General features: G+C 67.0%; 16 protein-coding genes. 13 read left to right on the top strand and 3 right to left on the bottom strand.

Annotation, left to right across the window (positions count from 1 at the left end):
• Positions 1 to 203 precede the first annotated feature (203 nt).
• From JQX08_RS19735 to JQX08_RS19675, 13 genes are all read left to right on the top strand, one after another.
• On the top strand, positions 204 to 1,226 hold the full coding sequence (locus JQX08_RS19735; RefSeq protein ID WP_205350130.1) for a LacI family DNA-binding transcriptional regulator: 1,023 nt from the start codon (positions 204 to 206) through the stop codon (positions 1,224 to 1,226).
• A gap of 47 nt (positions 1,227 to 1,273) precedes the next feature.
• Complete coding sequence (locus tag JQX08_RS19730; protein WP_205350129.1) at positions 1,274 to 2,578, top strand: MFS transporter; 1,305 nt, start codon at positions 1,274 to 1,276, stop codon at positions 2,576 to 2,578.
• Between the two features lie 29 nt (positions 2,579 to 2,607).
• Complete coding sequence (hisD, locus tag JQX08_RS19725; RefSeq protein ID WP_205350128.1) at positions 2,608 to 3,891, top strand: histidinol dehydrogenase; 1,284 nt, start codon at positions 2,608 to 2,610, stop codon at positions 3,889 to 3,891.
• A 3-nt stretch (positions 3,892 to 3,894) separates the two neighbouring features.
• Positions 3,895 to 4,335 (top strand): acyl-CoA thioesterase, encoded by a 441-nt coding sequence (locus JQX08_RS19720; protein ID WP_205350127.1) that lies wholly within the window; start codon positions 3,895 to 3,897, stop codon positions 4,333 to 4,335.
• Entirely contained in the window at positions 4,332 to 5,234 is a 903-nt protein-coding gene (locus tag JQX08_RS19715; RefSeq protein WP_205350126.1) for an SDR family oxidoreductase, read from the top strand. Before JQX08_RS19720 ends, JQX08_RS19715 begins: the two co-directional genes overlap by 4 nt.
• A 46-nt stretch (positions 5,235 to 5,280) precedes the next feature.
• Complete coding sequence (locus tag JQX08_RS19710) at positions 5,281 to 6,864, top strand: arylsulfatase (protein WP_205350125.1); 1,584 nt, start codon at positions 5,281 to 5,283, stop codon at positions 6,862 to 6,864.
• 198 nt (positions 6,865 to 7,062) lie between these two features.
• Positions 7,063 to 8,403, top strand: a complete 1,341-nt coding sequence (locus tag JQX08_RS19705; RefSeq protein WP_205350124.1) for an alginate export family protein — start codon at positions 7,063 to 7,065, stop codon at positions 8,401 to 8,403.
• Between the two features lie 264 nt (positions 8,404 to 8,667).
• Positions 8,668 to 10,812, top strand: coding sequence for a methyl-accepting chemotaxis protein (locus JQX08_RS19700; protein ID WP_205350123.1), 2,145 nt, complete (start codon positions 8,668 to 8,670; stop codon positions 10,810 to 10,812).
• Positions 10,813 to 11,273: 461 nt separating this feature from the next.
• Positions 11,274 to 12,428 carry an amine dehydrogenase large subunit gene (locus JQX08_RS19695; protein WP_205350122.1) on the top strand — a complete coding sequence of 385 codons (1,155 nt, stop codon included), beginning with the start codon at positions 11,274 to 11,276 and terminating at the stop codon, positions 12,426 to 12,428.
• Between the two features lie 13 nt (positions 12,429 to 12,441).
• The gene (locus JQX08_RS19690; RefSeq protein ID WP_205350121.1) at positions 12,442 to 12,981 is read left to right on the top strand and encodes a MauE/DoxX family redox-associated membrane protein; all 540 of its coding nucleotides are present in this window, start codon (positions 12,442 to 12,444) and stop codon (positions 12,979 to 12,981) included.
• Positions 12,982 to 12,984: 3 nt separating this feature from the next.
• Positions 12,985 to 13,620, top strand: coding sequence for a methylamine dehydrogenase accessory protein MauD (mauD, locus tag JQX08_RS19685; RefSeq protein ID WP_205350120.1), 636 nt, complete (start codon positions 12,985 to 12,987; stop codon positions 13,618 to 13,620).
• A gap of 21 nt (positions 13,621 to 13,641) precedes the next feature.
• Entirely contained in the window at positions 13,642 to 14,163 is a 522-nt protein-coding gene (locus tag JQX08_RS19680) for a methylamine dehydrogenase light chain (RefSeq protein WP_205350119.1), read from the top strand.
• A 10-nt stretch (positions 14,164 to 14,173) separates the two neighbouring features.
• Positions 14,174 to 14,695, top strand: coding sequence for a cytochrome C (locus tag JQX08_RS19675; protein ID WP_205350118.1), 522 nt, complete (start codon positions 14,174 to 14,176; stop codon positions 14,693 to 14,695).
• Positions 14,696 to 15,011: 316 nt separating this feature from the next.
• Here JQX08_RS19675 and JQX08_RS19670 read toward each other — a convergent pair whose 3' ends face one another.
• The 3 genes from JQX08_RS19670 to JQX08_RS19660 all read right to left on the bottom strand — a co-directional run bounded on the left by JQX08_RS19670 (position 15,012) and on the right by JQX08_RS19660 (position 17,305).
• On the bottom strand, positions 15,012 to 15,200 hold the full coding sequence (locus JQX08_RS19670; protein ID WP_205350117.1) for a hypothetical protein: 189 nt from the start codon (positions 15,198 to 15,200) through the stop codon (positions 15,012 to 15,014).
• 146 nt (positions 15,201 to 15,346) lie between these two features.
• Positions 15,347 to 16,834: an aldehyde dehydrogenase family protein gene (locus JQX08_RS19665; protein ID WP_205350116.1), complete on the bottom strand. Its 1,488-nt coding sequence runs from the start codon at positions 16,832 to 16,834 to the stop codon at positions 15,347 to 15,349.
• A gap of 78 nt (positions 16,835 to 16,912) precedes the next feature.
• Positions 16,913 to 17,305 carry a c-type cytochrome gene (locus JQX08_RS19660; protein WP_205350115.1) on the bottom strand — a complete coding sequence of 131 codons (393 nt, stop codon included), beginning with the start codon at positions 17,303 to 17,305 and terminating at the stop codon, positions 16,913 to 16,915.
• Positions 17,306 to 17,517 lie beyond the last annotated feature (212 nt).

Here is a 17,517-nt window from a genome sequence, read left to right as displayed (position 1 = left end):
ACGACGGTCTGGCCCCGCGCCAGGCCGTCGCCCCTCCCTGCTTGCCTCCTCCGCCGGCCGCCACTCAGCGCGCCGCGCCCTCGCGCTCACCCGCCCGCCTACCCACGCAGCCCCCTCTCCACGAGTGGGTAACCAAACGCACGCAACTCGGCACCATGTAGCGCATCTGTGCAAACGATTGCACAACCCTCGAGAGCTTCGGCATGGTGCGCAATCTTTCCCCCTCCGAGACACCCCAGCGGATCACCGCCAAGGCGCTCGCCGAACGTCTCGGCGTGGCGACTTCGACCGTCACCCGGGCGTTCGACAAGCAGTCGCGCATCTCCGCCGAGGTGCGTCAGCGCATCCTCGCCATGGCCGACGAGGTGGGCTACCGGCCCAATGCGATCGCCCGCTCGCTGAACCGTCGGCGTACCGGCATCGTCGCGCTGGTGGTCGGCGACATGGCCAACCCCTTCTACGCCGCCGCCATCGAAGAGTTCTCCCTGCGCCTGCAGCGCACCGGCCGCCAGCTGCTGCTGTTCGTGGTGCCGCCGGGTGGCGACGCCGACGAACTGATGCCGCAACTGCTGCAGTACCAGGTCGATGCCATCGTGGTCACCGCGGCCAAGCTGTCGTCGCACATGTCCGACCTGTGCGGCCGCCAGGGTGTGCCGGTGGTGTTCATGAACCGCCGCGTCGAGGACCCGACGGTCTGGTCGGTGTGCTGCGACAACGAGCGCATGGGCGCGGCGGTGGCCGAGTACCTGGTGAGCCAGGGGCGGCGCGCCTGCGCCTTCGTCTCCGGCGACCCGCACATCTCGACCACCGCGGACCGTCTGCGCGGCTTCGAGCACGGCCTGGCGGTGCACGGCCAGCGCCTGGTGGCCTGCGCGCAAGGTAACTACAGCTACGACGGCGCGCGCGACGCCGCGGCCCAGTTGTTTGCTGCCGGCCAGCCGGCCATCGACGCCGTGTTCTGCGCCAACGACGTGATGGCCCTCGGCGTACTCAGCCACCTGCGCCAGCACACCACCCTGCGCGTGCCCGAGGACGTGGCGGTGGTCGGCTTCGACGACATCCGCGCCGCCGCCTACGCGGAGCACGCGCTGACCACCGTGCAGCAGCCGCTCAACGAGATGATCGATTGCGTCATGCACCTGCTCGACCAGGGCCGGCCGAACGGCAGCGTGGCCGAAGCGCTGCGCGAAGTACCCGGGCGCCTGGTGATTCGCGCCTCCGCCTAGCCGCGCAGCGGTCAACCCAACACAACAACAAGAACCAGGAGACAGGCATGAACCCGACCGAATCCGCGGATGACCGCGCGATGTATCGCAAGATCAGCTGGCGCATCATGCCGCTGCTGATGGTCGCCTACGTGGTGGCGTTCCTCGACCGCATCAACGTCGGCTACGCGCAGCTGCAGATGAAGGAGACGCTGGCCTTCAGCGACGCCGTGTATGCCCTCGGCGCCGGGATCTTCTTCATCGGCTACCTGCTGTTCGAGGTGCCGAGCAACCTGATGCTGGAGAAAATCGGCGTGCGCAAGACGCTGCTGCGCATCATGGTCTGCTGGGGCGTGGTCGCCATGGCCATGATGTTCGTGCAGACACCGACGCAGTTCTACGTGCTGCGCTTCCTGCTCGGCGTGTTCGAAGCCGGCTTCGCCCCCGGCGCCCTGCTCTACCTGACCTACTGGTACCCGCCGGCACGCCGCGCGCGGATGATCGCCGTGTTCCTGCTCGGCGCCATCATCGCCAGCCTGATCGCCGGGCCGCTGTCGGGCGCCATCATGAAGTTCCTCGACGGCCTGAACGGCTGGCACGGTTGGCAATGGCTGTTCCTGGTACAGGGCCTGCCCGCCCCGCTGCTCGGCGTGCTGGCCTGGTTCGTGCTGGTCGATCGCCCCGAGCAGGCACCCTGGCTGAGTGCCGAAGAGAAGGCCCGCCTGCGCCAGCAGTTCGACGCCGAGAGCCAGTCGACCGGCAAGGCCAGCCACGGCTCGCTGCGCGACCTGCTGGGCGACCCCAAGGTCTGGGCGCTGTCGCTGGTCTATGTGCTGATGGTCGCCGGCACCTACTTCATCGCGTTCTCGACGCCGACCCTGATCAAGAGCTGGGGCGTCGCCGACGTGCTGCAGATCGGCCTCTACGCCACCGTGCCGCAGCTGTTCGCCATCGCCGGGGTGCTCCTGCTCGGGCGCAGCTCCGACCGCCACGGCGAGCGCCGCTGGCATTTCACCGCCGGCGCGCTGACCGCCGCCAGCGGCATGGCGCTGATCGCCCTGGCCGAGGGTCAGCTGGGTCTCTCGCTGGCTGGCCTGTGCCTGGCGGTGCTCGGCCTCACCTCGATCACCCCGGTGTTCTTCGCCCTGACCTCCGACTACCTGCCGCGCGCCTCGGTGGCGGCCGGCATCGCCCTGGTCAGCAGCCTCGGCAACCTGGGTGGCGCGATCAGCCCGTCGCTGACCAGCGCCCTCAACGCCGCCAGCGGCGGTACCAGTTACAGCCTGTACCTGGTGATGAGCCTGTACCTGCTGGCCGCCTTCATCATTCTGACGGTCGCCCGGCCGCCAGCCCCCGTTCTCCAAGCCGCCTGATGCGGCGTTTCCATCCGTAGGTAATAGCCATGATCCAACAGCTGAAGAAGGGCCAGTCGGCCCAGGCCAAGGCCAGCAACCAGGCGCAGGTACGCGCCACCGTCGAAGGCATCCTCGCCGACATCGAAGCGCGCGGCGACGCCGCGGTGCGTGAGTATTCGGCGAAGTTCGACAACTGGGCGCCGGAAACCTTCCGCCTCAGCCCGGCGCAGATCGACGCCTGCATCGCCAGTCTGTCGCAGCAGACCCTCGACGACATCCGCTTCGCCCAGACGCAGATCCGCCGCTTCGCGCAGATCCAGAAGGACTCGATGCACGACGTCGAAGTCGAAACCCTGCCGGGCGTGGTGCTCGGCCACCGCAACATCCCGGTCAACTCGGTGGGCTGCTACATCCCCGGCGGCAAGTACCCGCTGATCGCCAGCGCGCACATGAGCGTGCTCACCGCCAAGGTCGCCGGGGTCAAGCGGGTGATCGCCGCCGCGCCGCCGTTCGACGGCCAGCCCTGCCCGGAAATCGTCGCCGCCATGCACCTGGCCGGCGCCGATGAAATCTACTGCCTCGGCGGCGTGCAGGCGGTGGCGGCGATGGCCATCGGTACCGAGAGCATCGCCGGCGTCGACATGATCGTCGGCCCGGGCAACGCCTTCGTCGCCGAAGCCAAGCGCCAGCTGTATGGCCGCGTCGGCATCGACCTGTTCGCCGGCCCGACCGAGACCATGGTGATCTGCGATGACACGGTGGACGCCGAACTGGTCGCCGTCGACCTGCTCGGTCAGGCCGAACACGGCCCGACCTCGCCGGCCTATTGCGTGACCACCAGCAAGAAGATCGCCGAGGAGCTGCCGGCCGCCATCGAACTGGTGCTCTCGCGCCTGGACACCGCGCCGGTGGCCAGCGTCGCCTGGCGCGACTTCGGCGAAATCTACCTGTGCGACAGCGACGAGGAAGCCCTGGAGGTCTCCGAGCGCCTGTGCTCCGAGCACGTGCAGGTGATGACCCAGGACCCGGATTGGTACCTGCAGCGCATGACCAGCTACGGCGGCCTGTTCCTCGGCCACCGCACCAACGTCAGTTACGGCGACAAAGTGATCGGCACCAACCACACCCTGCCAACCATGGGCGCCGGGCGTTACACCGGCGGGCTGTGGGTCGGCAAGTTCATCAAGACCCACACCTACCAGCGTGTGCTGACCGACGCCGCCAGCGTGATGGTCGGCGAGTACTGCTCGCGCCTGTGCGGCTACGAGCATATGTCCGGACACAAAGAGCAGGCGGATATCCGCGTGCGTCGCCTGAAGCAGGAGGCCTGAGCCATGAGCAAACCCGTAGCGCATAACCGCAGCGAATACCGCTACTTCCGCGACATCACCACCCGCTGGATGGACAACGACGTGTATGCCCACGTCAACAACGTCATCTACTACAGCTGGTTCGACACCGTGGTAAACGGCTGGCTGCTGGAGCAGAACGTCCTGGACTTCACCGACAGCCCGGCCGTCGGCCTGGTGGTGGAAACCCACTGCAGCTACTTCTCGTCGATCGCCTTCCCCGACCTGGTGCGCGCCGGCCTGCGCGTCACCCGTCTGGGCACCTCGAGCGTGCGCTACGAGGTGGGCCTGTACGCCAACGACAATACCGAAGCCTCGGCGCAGGGCCACTTCGTGCACGTCTACGTCGACCGCGTGACGCGTCGCCCGGTGCCGCTGCCAGACGATCTGCGCCGCGCGCTGGAGACTATCGAGGTGGCCGAATGAAGGACTTCCATGGTCGCGTAGCGGTGATCACGGGCGCCGCCTCCGGCTTCGGCAAGGCCTTTGCCGAACAGGCCGCCGGCCTTGGCATGCAGCTGGTACTGGCCGATATCCAGGCCGAGGCGCTCGAGGCCACCGTGGCGGAACTGCGCGCCCGTGGCGCGGCGGTGATCGGCCTACGCACCGACGTCTCGCAGGCCGAGCAGATCCAGGCGCTGGCCGATGCGGCCATCGCCGAATTCGGCGCGGTGCACCTGCTGTTCAACAACGCCGGCGTGCTCGCCGGCGGCCTGGTCTGGGAGAACAGCGAGAAGGACTGGGACTGGGTGCTGGGCGTCAACGTGCGCAGCGTGATCCACGGGGTGCGCATCTTCACCCCGCTGATGCTCGCCGCCGCCGCGGCCGATCCGGAGTACGAGGGGCACATCGTCAGCACCGCGTCGATGGCCGGCCTGCTCAACGCGCCGACCCTGGGCGCCTACAGCCTCAGCAAGCAGGCCGTGGTGTCGCTCAGCGAGTCGCTGTACCACGACCTCGCCCTGGTTTCCGCGCAGGTGCATTGCTCGGTGCTCTGCCCGTACTTCGTACCCACCGGCATCAGCCAGTCGGCGCGCAATCGTCCAGAGCAGCTGGCCAATGCCGCGGGCCTGACCCGCTCACAAGCGATGGCTCTGGCGCAAAACCAGAAGGCCACCGGTTCGGCCAAGGTCAGCGCCGAGCAAATCGCCGAGCAGACCTTCGCGGCGATCCGCCAGGGCACGTTCTACATCTACTCGCATCCCCACGCCATGGGCTCGGTGCGCGAGCGCTTCGAGGCGATCGTCGAGCAGCGCAACCCGCCCGATCCCTATGCCGAACGACCAGAGCTACGCGAGCAGCTGGTTCAGGCGCTGCGTAGCTAAACCTCCCAGCTATAGGCATTCACGTTCAACGATGAGGAAAGCGTTCATGCTCAAACACATCAAGCGTCTGGCCCTGGCCGGCGCCTTGCTCGCCGCGCCGCTGGCACAAGCCGCGGACCAACCCAACATCCTGGTGATCTGGGGCGACGACATCGGCTGGCAGAACGTGAGTGCCTACGGCATGGGCACCATGGGCTACACCACGCCGAACATCGACAGCATCGGCATGCAGGGCATCCGCTTCACCGACCACTACGGCCAGCCCTCCTGCACCGCCGGGCGCGCGGCGTTCATCACCGGCCAGTACCCGATCCGCTCGGGGCTGACCACCGTCGGCCAGCCGGGCGACAAGCTCGGCCTGCAGGCCGCCTCGCCAAGCCTCGCCGAAGTGCTCAAGCAGGCCGGCTACCGCACCGGCCAGTTCGGCAAGAACCACCTGGGCGACAACAACCCCAACCTGCCAACGGTGCACGGTTTCGACGAGTTCTACGGCAACCTCTACCACCTCAACACCGAAGAGCAGAACGAGTACGCCGACTATCAGAGCTACGCGAAGAACTACCCGGGCGGCCCTGAGGCGTTCGCCAAGAAGTTCGCCACCCGCGGCGTGCTGCACAGCTTCGCCAGTGATAAGGACGATCCGACCGTCGACCCACGCTTCGGCCGCGTCGGCAAGCAGACCATCGAGGACACCGGCCCGCTGACCACCCAGCGCATGGAAGACTTCGACGGCGCCGAAGTGATTCCGCATGCGCTGGACTTCATGCGCGCCGCGAAGAAGCAGGACAAGCCGTTCTTCGTCTGGCTCAACACCAGTCGCATGCACCTCTACACCCACCTCAACAAGAAGTGGGAGCACGCCGCCGCGCCCTACACCCACGAGGACGACATGCAGGGCAGCGGCATGCTGCAGCACGACCACGACATCGGCCAGGTGCTGGATTTTCTCAAGGCCAACGGCCTGGATGACAACACCATCGTCTGGTACTCCACCGACAACGGCCCGGAACATTCCTCCTGGCCGCACGGCGCGACCACGCCGTTCCGTGGCGAGAAGATGACCACCTACGAAGGCGGCGTGCGCGTGCCGTCGATGCTGCGCTGGCCGGGCAAAGTGCAGCCGGGACAGATCAAGAACGGCATCCAGGCGCACCAGGACATGTTCACCACCCTGGCCGCCGCGGCCGGTGTGCCGGACGTCGTCGAGCGCATGAAGAGCGAGAAGAAGCAGTACATCGACGGCATCAACAACCTCGACTACTGGACCGGCAAGGCGCCGGAGAGCGCGCGCAGCAGCCTGCTCTACTACATCGAGGGCAAGCTCACCGCGGTGCGCATGGGCCCGTGGAAGATGCACTTCTCGACCAAGGAGGACTACTACGCCGCCATCCAGCCGCGCTTCGCGCCGCTGATGTTCAACCTGCGCAGCGACCCGTTCGAGAGCTACGACAGCAACGACGCCTACGGCCACCTGATCCAGAAGAACTCGTGGATCTCCGGGCCGATGGGCGAGCTGATCGGCGCACACCTGAAAACCCTGGCCGAGTACCCACCGGTGCAGGCGGCCAAGTCGTTCGACCGCTCGAACCTGGTGCAGGATTTCCTGCAGGGCCAGAAGAAGGCGCCCTGACACCCCACTGAACACCCAGCCCGCGCCGTTCGGGCTGGGTGTTTTTGCTGTGTGCTTCCTGTCAGGTACGGGGCAAATCTGGCAGGCATACGCAAACGGATGGCAAGCAGGCAAAAAGCCAGCGCCGGGCGGCGACTTAGTATCGGGTCAACCTCCATCGAGTTACTTGTCGACACCTATAACAACGGAATCCCCTCCATGAACAAGTCGCCCCTTCGTCTTTCCCTCCTTGCGCTGCTGGTCGGTGCCGCCAGCCAGGTCGGCGCCTACGAGCTGTACGCCGATGACGACACGCACCTGAACGCCAACCTGGAAGCGGTGTTCGGCTTCTTCCACAGCCAGGAGAACTACGCGCCGTCGGGTCGCCTGGAAGAGGGCTCGTCGTCCTGGCGCGAGGGTTATGCTAAGTACGGCATCAGCGCCGACCAGGGTCTGGGCGGTGTCGGCACTGCCTACGGGGCGTTCTCCCTGCTCAGCTCCGGCAGCTGGGGTGATGGCGACGCGGCCGGTTTCAGCGACGGTTCCGAGCGCACCACCAAGATCGAAGACGCCTACGCCGGCTGGCGTTCGGGCAACCTGTTTGAAGCACTCGGCGAAGACGGCGTGGACGTCTCCTTCGGCCGGCAGAACATTACCGTGGGCGATGGCTTCCTGATTCAGGGCGATGCCCTCAACCTCGGCAAGGGCGTGGCCGACGGCGAGTTCAACCGTGGCGGCGCCTACTACTTGGCGGCACGCAAGAACTTCGACAAGACCGCGGTGCTGCGCCTGGGCGGCAAGGAAGGCTGGCGCAGCGACCTGATGTGGCTGGAATCCGACAACCGCGCGCAGGCCAAGACCGAGATGTACGTGGCCACCCTGGAGCACGTCGCCGAAGCCGGCACCGTCGGCCTGACCTACATCGACACCACTGACGTCGACGAGCAGTACGCCTCGCCGTTCCAGCTCGAGCGCGACGGCATGAAGACTTACAGCGTGCGCGCCGCCGGCAACGCCGGGGTGGAGAACCTGTTCCTCTCCGGCGAATACGCCACCCAGGACAAGCAGGACACCGAGTTCAACGAGGACGCCGGCAACGAAGACGCCTGGTACCTGGAAGCCGGCTGGACCTTCTCCGACGTGGCCTGGACGCCGAGCGCCAGCTACCGCTACAGCCGCTTCTCGGAAGGCTACGACACGCTGTTCTACGGCTTCAGCCGCGGCTACGGCACCTGGTTCCAGGGTGAAGTGGCGGGCAACTACGCCGGCCCGTTCAACAGCAACTCGCGCATCCAGCAGGTCAGCTTCAAGGTCAGCCCGCTAGAGAACCTCAACTTCGGCGCGATGTACTTCAACTTCGACACCATCGACCGCGACCTCGGCAACACCGACGGCCACGAGATCGACCTGTACGCCGAGTGGGGTGCTACCGAGAACCTGATGATCATGCCGGTGATCGGCATCTACGAACCGAAGAAGAGCGCCGAGGAAGGCGGTACCCAACTGGGCAACAACGACCGCAACGTCTACACCCAGCTGGTGTTCGCCACCATGTTCTAAGCCCCTGCCTACGCTCTCGCGGGCCAGCGCCAAACCGGGCGAAAGCGCAGTTTGGCCGACGCGCGGCAGATCGTAGACAGGTTCTTAGTCGTCGCACCCACGCCGCCTACATCCTTTCGGAGCCAGGCGGCGTTCGTGTGTCAGCAGCACCCTCAGCTTGCACAGACCGGAGCCGGCCGGAAGCGCCGGCGGGCGAGGCCTCCGCCTCGCCACCGTCCTTCGCCACCCGCGAAGGCCCTTCAGCCCGCGAACCAAGGCCCTGCCATGCACAGCCGACTCCTCACCATCCAAAGCAAGATCACCCTGCTGGCCAGCGGTTGCCTGATCCTGGTCGTCGCCCTGCTGATCGGTCTGTCGCTGTACCAGACCCGCGAGAGCACCGAACAGGTCAAGCAGTCCAGCAGCCGCATGCTGGCCAGCGCCGCCGAAGCGCACATGCAGGCGCTCGGCAAGGTGCAGGCGCTGGAGGTGCAGCGCACCTTCATGCAGACCCACGAGTACGGCCAGGGGCTGTCGCGCTACCTGATGTACCTGCGCCAGCGCGCCAGCCACGGCGAACTCAGCGCCCAGGCGCTGCGCCAGGCGCTCACCGAACAACTGCGCCAGGCGCTGGCCGACAAGCCGGAACTGCTCGGCCTCTACGTGATCTTCGAGAGCAACGCGCTGGACGGCGCCGACGCCAGCTTCGCCAACCAGGCCGAGCTGGGCAGCAACGAAGCCGGGCGCTTCGCGCTTTACTGGGTGCAGGGCAAACCCGGCGAACTGCAGCCGGTGATCGGCGACGAGAAGCTGCTTGCCGACACCTCGCCCGGCCCCAGCGGCAGCCCCTACAACGCCTTCTACACCTGCGCCCGCGACAGCCGTCAGGCCTGCGTGCTGGAGCCGTATTTCGACGATGCCTCGGGCACCCGCCGACTGGTCACCAGCGTGGCCTTCCCACTGCTGGAAGACGGCAAGGTGATCGCCGTGATCGGCCTCGACCTCAACCTCAACGCCCTGCAGCAGAACAGCCAGGGCAGCGCCCGCGCGCTGTTCGACGGCAACGGCCGGGTGAGCATCGTCAGCCCGCGCGGCGTGCTCGCCGCGCACAGCCAGGACGCCGCGCAACTCGGCCAGCGCCTCGACCAGGCGCTGCCGGACGACGCCGGCGCGGTGCTCGCCAGCCTCGGCCAGGCGCAGCCCAAGGTGTTCGTCGACGCCGAGCAGATCAAGGTGCTCGAACCCTTCGCACCGATCGCTGGCGCCGCGCCCTGGGGCGTGCTGGTCGGCGTGCCGCAGCAGGTCCTGCTGGCCCCGGCCGAAGCGTTGCAGCAGGAGCTGGACGCCGCGCGGGTGCGCAGCTCGTGGCTGGAGTTCATCCTCGGTGGCGGCGCCGCGCTGCTCGGCGTGCTGCTGATCTGGCTGGCCGCGCTGGGCATCACCCGCCCGCTGCAGAGCTTGACGCAGATGCTCGAGGACATCGCCGAGGGCGAAGGCGACCTGACTCGCCGCCTGCAGGTGCAGTCGCGCGACGAGCTCGGCCAGCTGGCCAGCGCCTTCAACCGCTTCGTCGAACGCATCCACGGCTCGATCCGCGAAGTGGCCTCGGCGAGCCGCCAGGTCAACCAGGTCGCCAAGCAGGTGCTCAGCGCGTCGAACTCGTCGATGAGCAACTCCGGCGAACAGGCCAATCGCACCAACAGCGTCGCCGCGGCGATCAACGAACTCGGCGCCGCCGCCCAGGAGATCGCCCGCAACGCCGCCGACGCTTCGCACCAGGCCTCCGACGCGCGCCAGCAGTCCGGCGACGGCCGTCAGGTGGTCGAGCGCACCATCCAGGCGATGAGCGAGCTGTCGACCAAGATCAGCGCCTCGTGCGCCAACATCGAGGTGCTCAACAGCAAGACGGTGAACATCGGCCAGATCCTCGAAGTGATCAAAGGCATCTCCGAGCAGACCAACCTGCTGGCCCTCAACGCGGCGATCGAGGCGGCGCGCGCCGGCGAGGCCGGACGTGGCTTCGCGGTGGTCGCCGACGAGGTGCGCAGCCTGGCGCACCGCACCCAGCAGTCGACCCAGGAAATCCAGCAGATGATCGAGGAGCTGCAACGCGGCGCGCGCGAGGCGGTCAGCACCATGACCGAGAGCCAGCGGCACAGCGAGGACAGCGTGGCGATCGCCAACCTGGCCGGCGAACGGCTGAGCAGCGTGACCCACCGGATCGGCGAGATCGATGGCATGAACCAGTCGGTGGCCACCGCCACCGAGGAACAGACCGCGGTGGTCGAGGCGCTCAACGTCGACATCATCGAGATCAACACGCTCAACCAGGAAGGCGTGGAAAACCTGCAGGCCACCCTGCGCGCCTGCGCCGAACTGGAACAGCAGGCCGGACGGCTGGAGCAGTTGGTCGGCAGTTTCCGGATTTGAAACGCTGAAGACTGCGGGCTGCCGCCGGTAGCCCGCAGCCTGACGAAACACCGCCCCTCACCCTACGCGGGCCGCCCCTACCCCTCTCCCGGAGGGCGAGGGGTGCAGAGCAGTCCGCGGCGCGGCCCTCAGCACACGGCGCCTGTCGCCGCTCAGAGCAATCCCCTCTCCCTCCGGGAGAGGGCTAGGGAGAGGGACGGACTTTCGGAGCTCACGCTGCTCCCACCCCCACCTCACAAACAGCAGCGCCACGCCATCCCGCCGCCCCACCCACTACACTCAACCGAGCCCGCCGCGCGCCCGCCGCGCCTGGCAGGCCCGGCAATCGGGGCTGGCACAGGCAGACAACGGGTTGGCAGCCAGAACAATTCGCCTGCCGCGACCGCAGGGCAGACTTGGGCTGCAGAATACTGCCAATGCCTTCGCGATCCGCCAGTCCAATAATTAAGGGAGACCCCCTGATGCGAATAACCAGGATCATTGCCCAAACCACGCTGGCTCTTGGCGTGTCGCTCGCCGGCGTGCACCCAGCCCTCGCCGACCTGCCCGCCGACACGGGCATCGGCCAGACCGTCTTGCCATCGCCGCCGTCGCCGCACCGCGCCTACATGATCGATGTCGAGTTCGACAGCTTCGTCGCCGGTCGCGTGCTGGTCCTCGACCCGGACCAGAAGAAACTGCTCGGCATGGTCAGCACCGGCTTCGCCGCGCCCTCGACCCTGAGCCGCGATGGCAAGTACCTGTTCAGCGCCGACCTGTTCTATTCGCGCGGCACCCGCGGCACCCGCACCGACGTGCTGACCGCCTGGAACACCTCGACCCTGTCGCCGGACTGGGAAGTGGTAATCCCGTCCAAGCGCGCCGAGTCGCTGACCCAGCGCTTCGGCCTGAGCACCAGCGCCGACGACCGCTTCGTCTACGTCTACAACTTCACCCCGTCCACCTCGATCACCGTGGTCGACGTGCAGGCCAAGGCCGTGGCCGGCGAGATCGCCATCCCCGGTTGCGTGCTCAGCTACCCGGTCGGCAAGCGCCGCATCGCCTCGCTGTGCGGTGACGGCAGCATCCAGCTGCTGACCATCGGCGACGACGGCAAGGAAACCGCGCGCAGCCAGACCAAGTTCTTCGAGCCGAACGCGGAGAAACTGGTCGAGCGTGCAGTGAACGTCGGCGATACCTTCTACTTCACCACCACCACCGGCACCGTGCGCGCCCTCGACCTGTCCGGCAAGGAACCGAAAATCCTGCCGAGCTGGGAACTGGTCAGCGCCGAAGAGAAGAAAGCCGGCTGGGCCCCGGGTGGTTGGCAGCTGATGGCCGTGGCGCCGAAGCTCAACCGTCTGTACGTGCTGATGCACGACGCCCACGAAGCGATGAAGTGGGAAGACCCGAGCAACACCATCTGGGCATTCGACCTGAAGACCCAGAAGAAGATCGGCACCATGAGCACCGAAGGCGCGCCGATCTGGAGCCTGCAGGCCACCAGCGACGACAACCCGCTGCTGCTCGGCATCAACGTTGGCGGCGGCATGGACATCTTCGACCTGAAGGCCGGCAAGTACACCGGCACCATGGAAAAGCTGCATAAAACCGCCACGCAGATTCTCAGCCACTGAGCGAGGTGAGCCCATGCACACCGATCCGATCCTCATCATTGCCAGCGCGATCACCATTGCGGTGATCCTGGCCAGCGCCGCGACCCACAAGGTTCGCGCGCCGGCCCGCTTCGCCAAGCAGCTGGAGGATTATCAGCTGCTACCGCAGGCGCTGCTCAAGCTGGTCGCCCGCGGTCTGCCGCTGCTGGAAATCGGCGTGGCCTTCGCCCTGCTGGTCCCGGCCAGCCGGCCGACCGCGGCGCTCGCCGCCGCGGCGCTGCTGGCGCTGTACGCGGCCGCCATCGGCATCAACCTGTGGCGCGGCCGCGCCGACATCGACTGCGGCTGCTCCGGCCCCGACCAGGCGCAACCGCTGCGCCCGGTGCTGCTGGCCCGCAACGGCGTGCTGGTGGCGCTGGCGCTGGCCGCCGGCATCGCCCCGCAGGCCCGCGACCTCGGCTTCTTCGACGGCTTCGTGGTGATCGCCGCAAGCGCCGTCGCCCTGCTCGTCTACGCCGCTGCCGAGGGCCTGCTGGCCAACGGCCCTCGTCTGTTCAAACTTATTGGAAGGTGAAATATGGAAGGCTTAATCGTCTCCAACATCCTGCTCTGGGCGCTGCTGATCGCCCTGTCCTTCGCCGTCATGGGTCTGGTTCGTCAGATCGGCGTGCTGCACTCGCGTCTGGCCCCGGCCGGTGCGCTGATGGTCGACAAGGGCGTCGCGGTCAACGAGCCGGCGCCGCAAGTCACCGCCGCCGACCGTAACGGCCGTCCGGTCAACTTCGGCTACGCCGGTGAGAAAGCCCAGCTGCTGTTCTTCCTCTCGCCGACCTGCCCGATCTGCAAATCGCTGCTGCCGGCGATCAAGTCGATCGCCAAGGACCAGGCCAACCGCCTCGACGTGGTGTTCGTCAGCGACGGCGACATGGACGCGCAAGCCAAGCTGATCGCCGAACACAAGCTGGAAGACGCCACCTACGTGGTCGGCCCGGAAGTCGGCATGACCTACCAGATCGGCAAGCTGCCCTACGCGGCGCTGATCGACAACGCCGGCGTGCTGCGCGCCAAGGGCCTGGTCAACTCGCGCGAACACCTCGACAGCCTGTTCGAGGCCGAGCACCTGGGCAGCGCCACCCTGCAGCAGTACCTGCACGGCAACGCCCATGCGCATGACCACGCGCACGACCACAACACGCCGCACTCCCACGCATAACGATAACGAAAGGAGATCCCCATGAAATTCCTCGACCTCCTGTTCGAGCGCTCCACCCGCCACGTCGCCGACACCACCTCGCGACGCAAACTGCTCGGCCGCATCGGTTCGCTGATGGTTGCCGGCGCCGCGCTGCCGGTGCTGCTGCCGATCGACCGCACCAGCAAGGCGCTGGCCGCCGACAAGCCGATGGCCGGCGACCCGGGTGACCCGAACAGCTGCGACTACTGGCGCTACTGCTCGGTGGACGGCTTTCTGTGCTCCTGCTGCGGCGGTAGCGTCAACTCCTGCCCGCCCGGCACCGAAGCCTCCCAGGTGACCTGGATCGGCACCTGCCGCAACCCGGCGGACGGCAAGGACTACATCATTTCCTACAACGACTGCTGCGGTAAGCACAGCTGCAACCAGTGCGCCTGTACCCGCAACGACAGCGAGGAACCGGCCTACCGTCCGTTCAACAACAACGACGTCAACTGGTGCCTGGCGGCCAAGTCGCACATCTACCACTGCACCGTGTCGATCATCCGCGGCGTCGCGGTCTGAGGCGGCGATCATGCGCTCTCTGCTGATCGCCGGTCTGGCGTGTGCCCTGGCAGCTCCGGCTGCCCTGGCCCGCGCCATCCCCAACCCGAACCAGACGCACGCCCCGGGCAACGAGTCGCCGCAAACGCCGATCGCCCAGGCCGGCTACAGCACCGCGGTGAACTACCAGCTGCAGTGCGCCGGCTGCCACCTCGGCGACGGCGTCGGCTCGAAAGCCAACGACGTGCCGCGCATGAAGGATTTCGTCGGTAACTTCCTCAAGGTCGACGGCGGCCGGCAGTTCCTCGTGCGCGTACCGGGCATGGCCCAGTCCGCGCTCAACGACGCGCAACTGGCCGACCTGCTCAACTGGCTGATGCGCGAAGACGGCATGGCCGGCAAGAGCGTGCCCGCGCACTACCAGCCGTACACCGCCGAAGAGATCAGCGCGACCCGCCACGACACCCTGCTCAACCTCCCCGGCACCCGCGCCGAACTCATCGCCAAGATGCGTGCGCAAGGGATCAAGATCGAGGATGGGATGGATTACTGAGTGGTCCACGCACTCAACGAGCCCGCCGATTGGCGGGCTTTTTTTCGGCCATCGCCCAGCCATAGATTCCCAGACGAAGATTCCCAGACGAGAAACCTATCCGTAGCCCTCTGGCCTGCTGGCTTGCCCAGCACCCTGCTGGATTCCCGCCTGCGCGGGAATGACGAGAAATGGGCCGCTGCAACGAGCCGCTACAGACTCGACCTGTAAGACCCGTCATTCCCGCGCAGGCGGGAATCCAGACGCATTTGTCAGCGCGAAAGGGGCTGATCAGACAACGACAGAACGGAACAGCTCTGCGCGATCCCGACCAAGGTCAGCCAGTATTACCCGGCATCTCCTGGCCACCGCCGGGGATCGACGGTGGGTGATTGCGCGTGTCGGGGTCGTCTGGGGGCAGGCGGGAGTCTTTTGGCGACTCCTTGGGGCCCTGGGGTAGCGGTTTCTGTTCGAGACCCTGCTCTTCCGGGGTGCTCGGTTCGCTGTCGTGGGAATCGCTGTTCATGCCGTGCTCCGCTCAATCGGTGGTGCCTAGAGCTTGGAGCGGTGCGACGCCGGCGGCGTTCGGCGCATTTCGTCAGCCCGGTCGCCGGGCAAATCGCGGGCAAAAAAATGGCAGGCTTGCGCCTGCCCCAAAGGAACGAGAAACGGTCAGTGAGCGATGCACACCGATTTGATTTCGGTGTAGGCCTCGACCACCGCACGGCCGAACTCGCGGCCCATGCCGGATTGCTTGACCCCGCCAAACGGCATGTTCGGGTCGAGCAGCACGTGGGCGTTGACCCAAACGGTGCCGGCTTCGATGCGCGGCACCAGGTTCATCGCCTTGGTCAGGTCGTTGGTCCACAGGCTGGCGGCCAGGCCGTATTCGCTGTCGTTGGCCATGGCGATGGCCTGCTCTTCGTCGTCGAACGGAATCACCGAGAGCACCGGGCCGAATACTTCGGCACGGGATACGGCCATGTCGTGGGTCACGTCGGCCAGCACGGTCGGTTTGACGTAGAAGCCGGCGCTGTCGACCAGCTCGCCGCCGGTGACCACCCGAGCGCCTTCCTGCTTGGCGGTTTCGATGTGCTTGAGCACGCTCTGCTGCTGCTTGCGCGAGACCAGCGGGTTGATCGCGGCCTCGGTGTCCATGCCCTCGCCGAGCGGCATGCCGGACACCGCCGCGGCCAGGCCGGCAACGAAGTCGTCATAGCGCGAGCGGTGCACGTAGAAGCGCGAGGCGGCGGCGCAGACCTGGCCGTTGTTCAGCAGGCCGCCGAGCAGAGCGCCCTGCACGGCTTTGTCGATGTCGGCATCGGCGAGGATGATCATCGGGTTCTTGCCGCCCAGTTCGAGGGCAAAACGGGTCATGTTCTGCACGGCCACGCCGCCGACGATCTTGCCCACCGCGGTGGAGCCGGTGAACGAGACCTTGTCGATTTTCGGGCTCGACGCCAGTGCCTGACCGACGTTGCCGCCGCCGGTGACCAGGTTGAACACGCCGGCCGGGATGCCCGCCTCGATGGCCAGCTCGACCAGGCGCAGGGCGGTCAGCGGGGTTTCCGGCGACGGCTTGATCACCACGGTGCAGCCGCAGGCCAGCGCCGGCATCAGTTTCCAGGTGGTGATCATCAGCGGGAAGTTCCACGGCACGATGCCGGCGACCACGCCGACCGGCTCGCGACGGGCGAAGGCGGTGTAGCGCGCGCCTTCGGGCATCGGGATCGACACGTCGAGGGCCTGGCCTTCGATCTTGGTCGCCCAGCCGGACATGTAGCGCATGAACTCGACCGTGGCGTTGACGTCGAGCATCCGCGCCATGTTGATCGACTTGCCCTGGCACAGGGTTTCCAGCTGCGCCAGCTCATCGCCGTGCTCTTCGACCAGGGCGGTGAAGCGCATCAGGATGCGTTCGCGGTCGGCCGGACGCAGGCCGGACCAGACCCGCGACTCGTGCGCCTTGCGCGACGACGCGATGGCGCGCTCGACCAGCTCCGGGCTGGCGTCGGCGACCTGGGCGATGGTATCGCCGGTGGCCGGGTTGAGCACCGGCGACGCGGCGCCCTCGCCGACCACCCACTGACCATCGATAAAGCTGCCGTGGCGACGCTGGAGGAATGCCGCGACCTGCGGCAGCACATCAACCTTGCTCATGGTGACACCTCGTATTCGTTGAACCGGCGACTGCCGATACGGCAGCCGCGTGAGAATTGGCGGCGCGTAATGCGCGGCTTACTGCTGGCTGAGGAAGCAGGCCACCGCATCGCGGCTGGCGGCGTCGGCCATACCGGCGTAAGGCATGTAGGTGCCGGGCACAGCGGCCTGCGGCTGTTCGATGAAGGCGGCGATGCTCTGCGCATCCCAGGCCTGCGCCTTGCTCTTCATCGCCTGCGAGTAGCTGAAGCCCGGCAGGCTGCCGGAGGTGCGGCCGATCACGCCGCCGAGGCTCGGGCCCATCATGCCGGGGGTGTCTTTGACCGCGTGGCACACCGCGCAATCGCTGGCGAACGCGGCCGAACCTTTTTCCACGGCGGCCGGGGCGCAGGCCGGGGCGGCCTGCAGGGCCTGGCTCAGCAGCAGCACGGCGAGGCCGGCGAAGCTCAGGCGGAGATTCTTGTTATGCATGGATCGAAAACCTTCTGACCTGGGCGTCCCGCTGCCCGGCATCGCTCCCTGGTGGGGAAAACACCTCCGCCCGCGGCCCCTGCACGGGAGGCTCGACGCGGTACGGAGACGACTGTCAGTTGGATTCTTGCCATTCGCGCTTGGCCAGGTATTTCCCTGCATGCCAGTTATGTTGGCAGCGCTGCCAAGCTGGGCGGACGGTCGCTGGCCGC

The organism is Zestomonas insulae, assembly GCF_016901015.1.
Lineage (GTDB): Bacteria > Pseudomonadota > Gammaproteobacteria > Pseudomonadales > Pseudomonadaceae > Aquipseudomonas > Aquipseudomonas insulae.
This window is presented reverse-complemented; position numbering and strand designations above follow the sequence as displayed.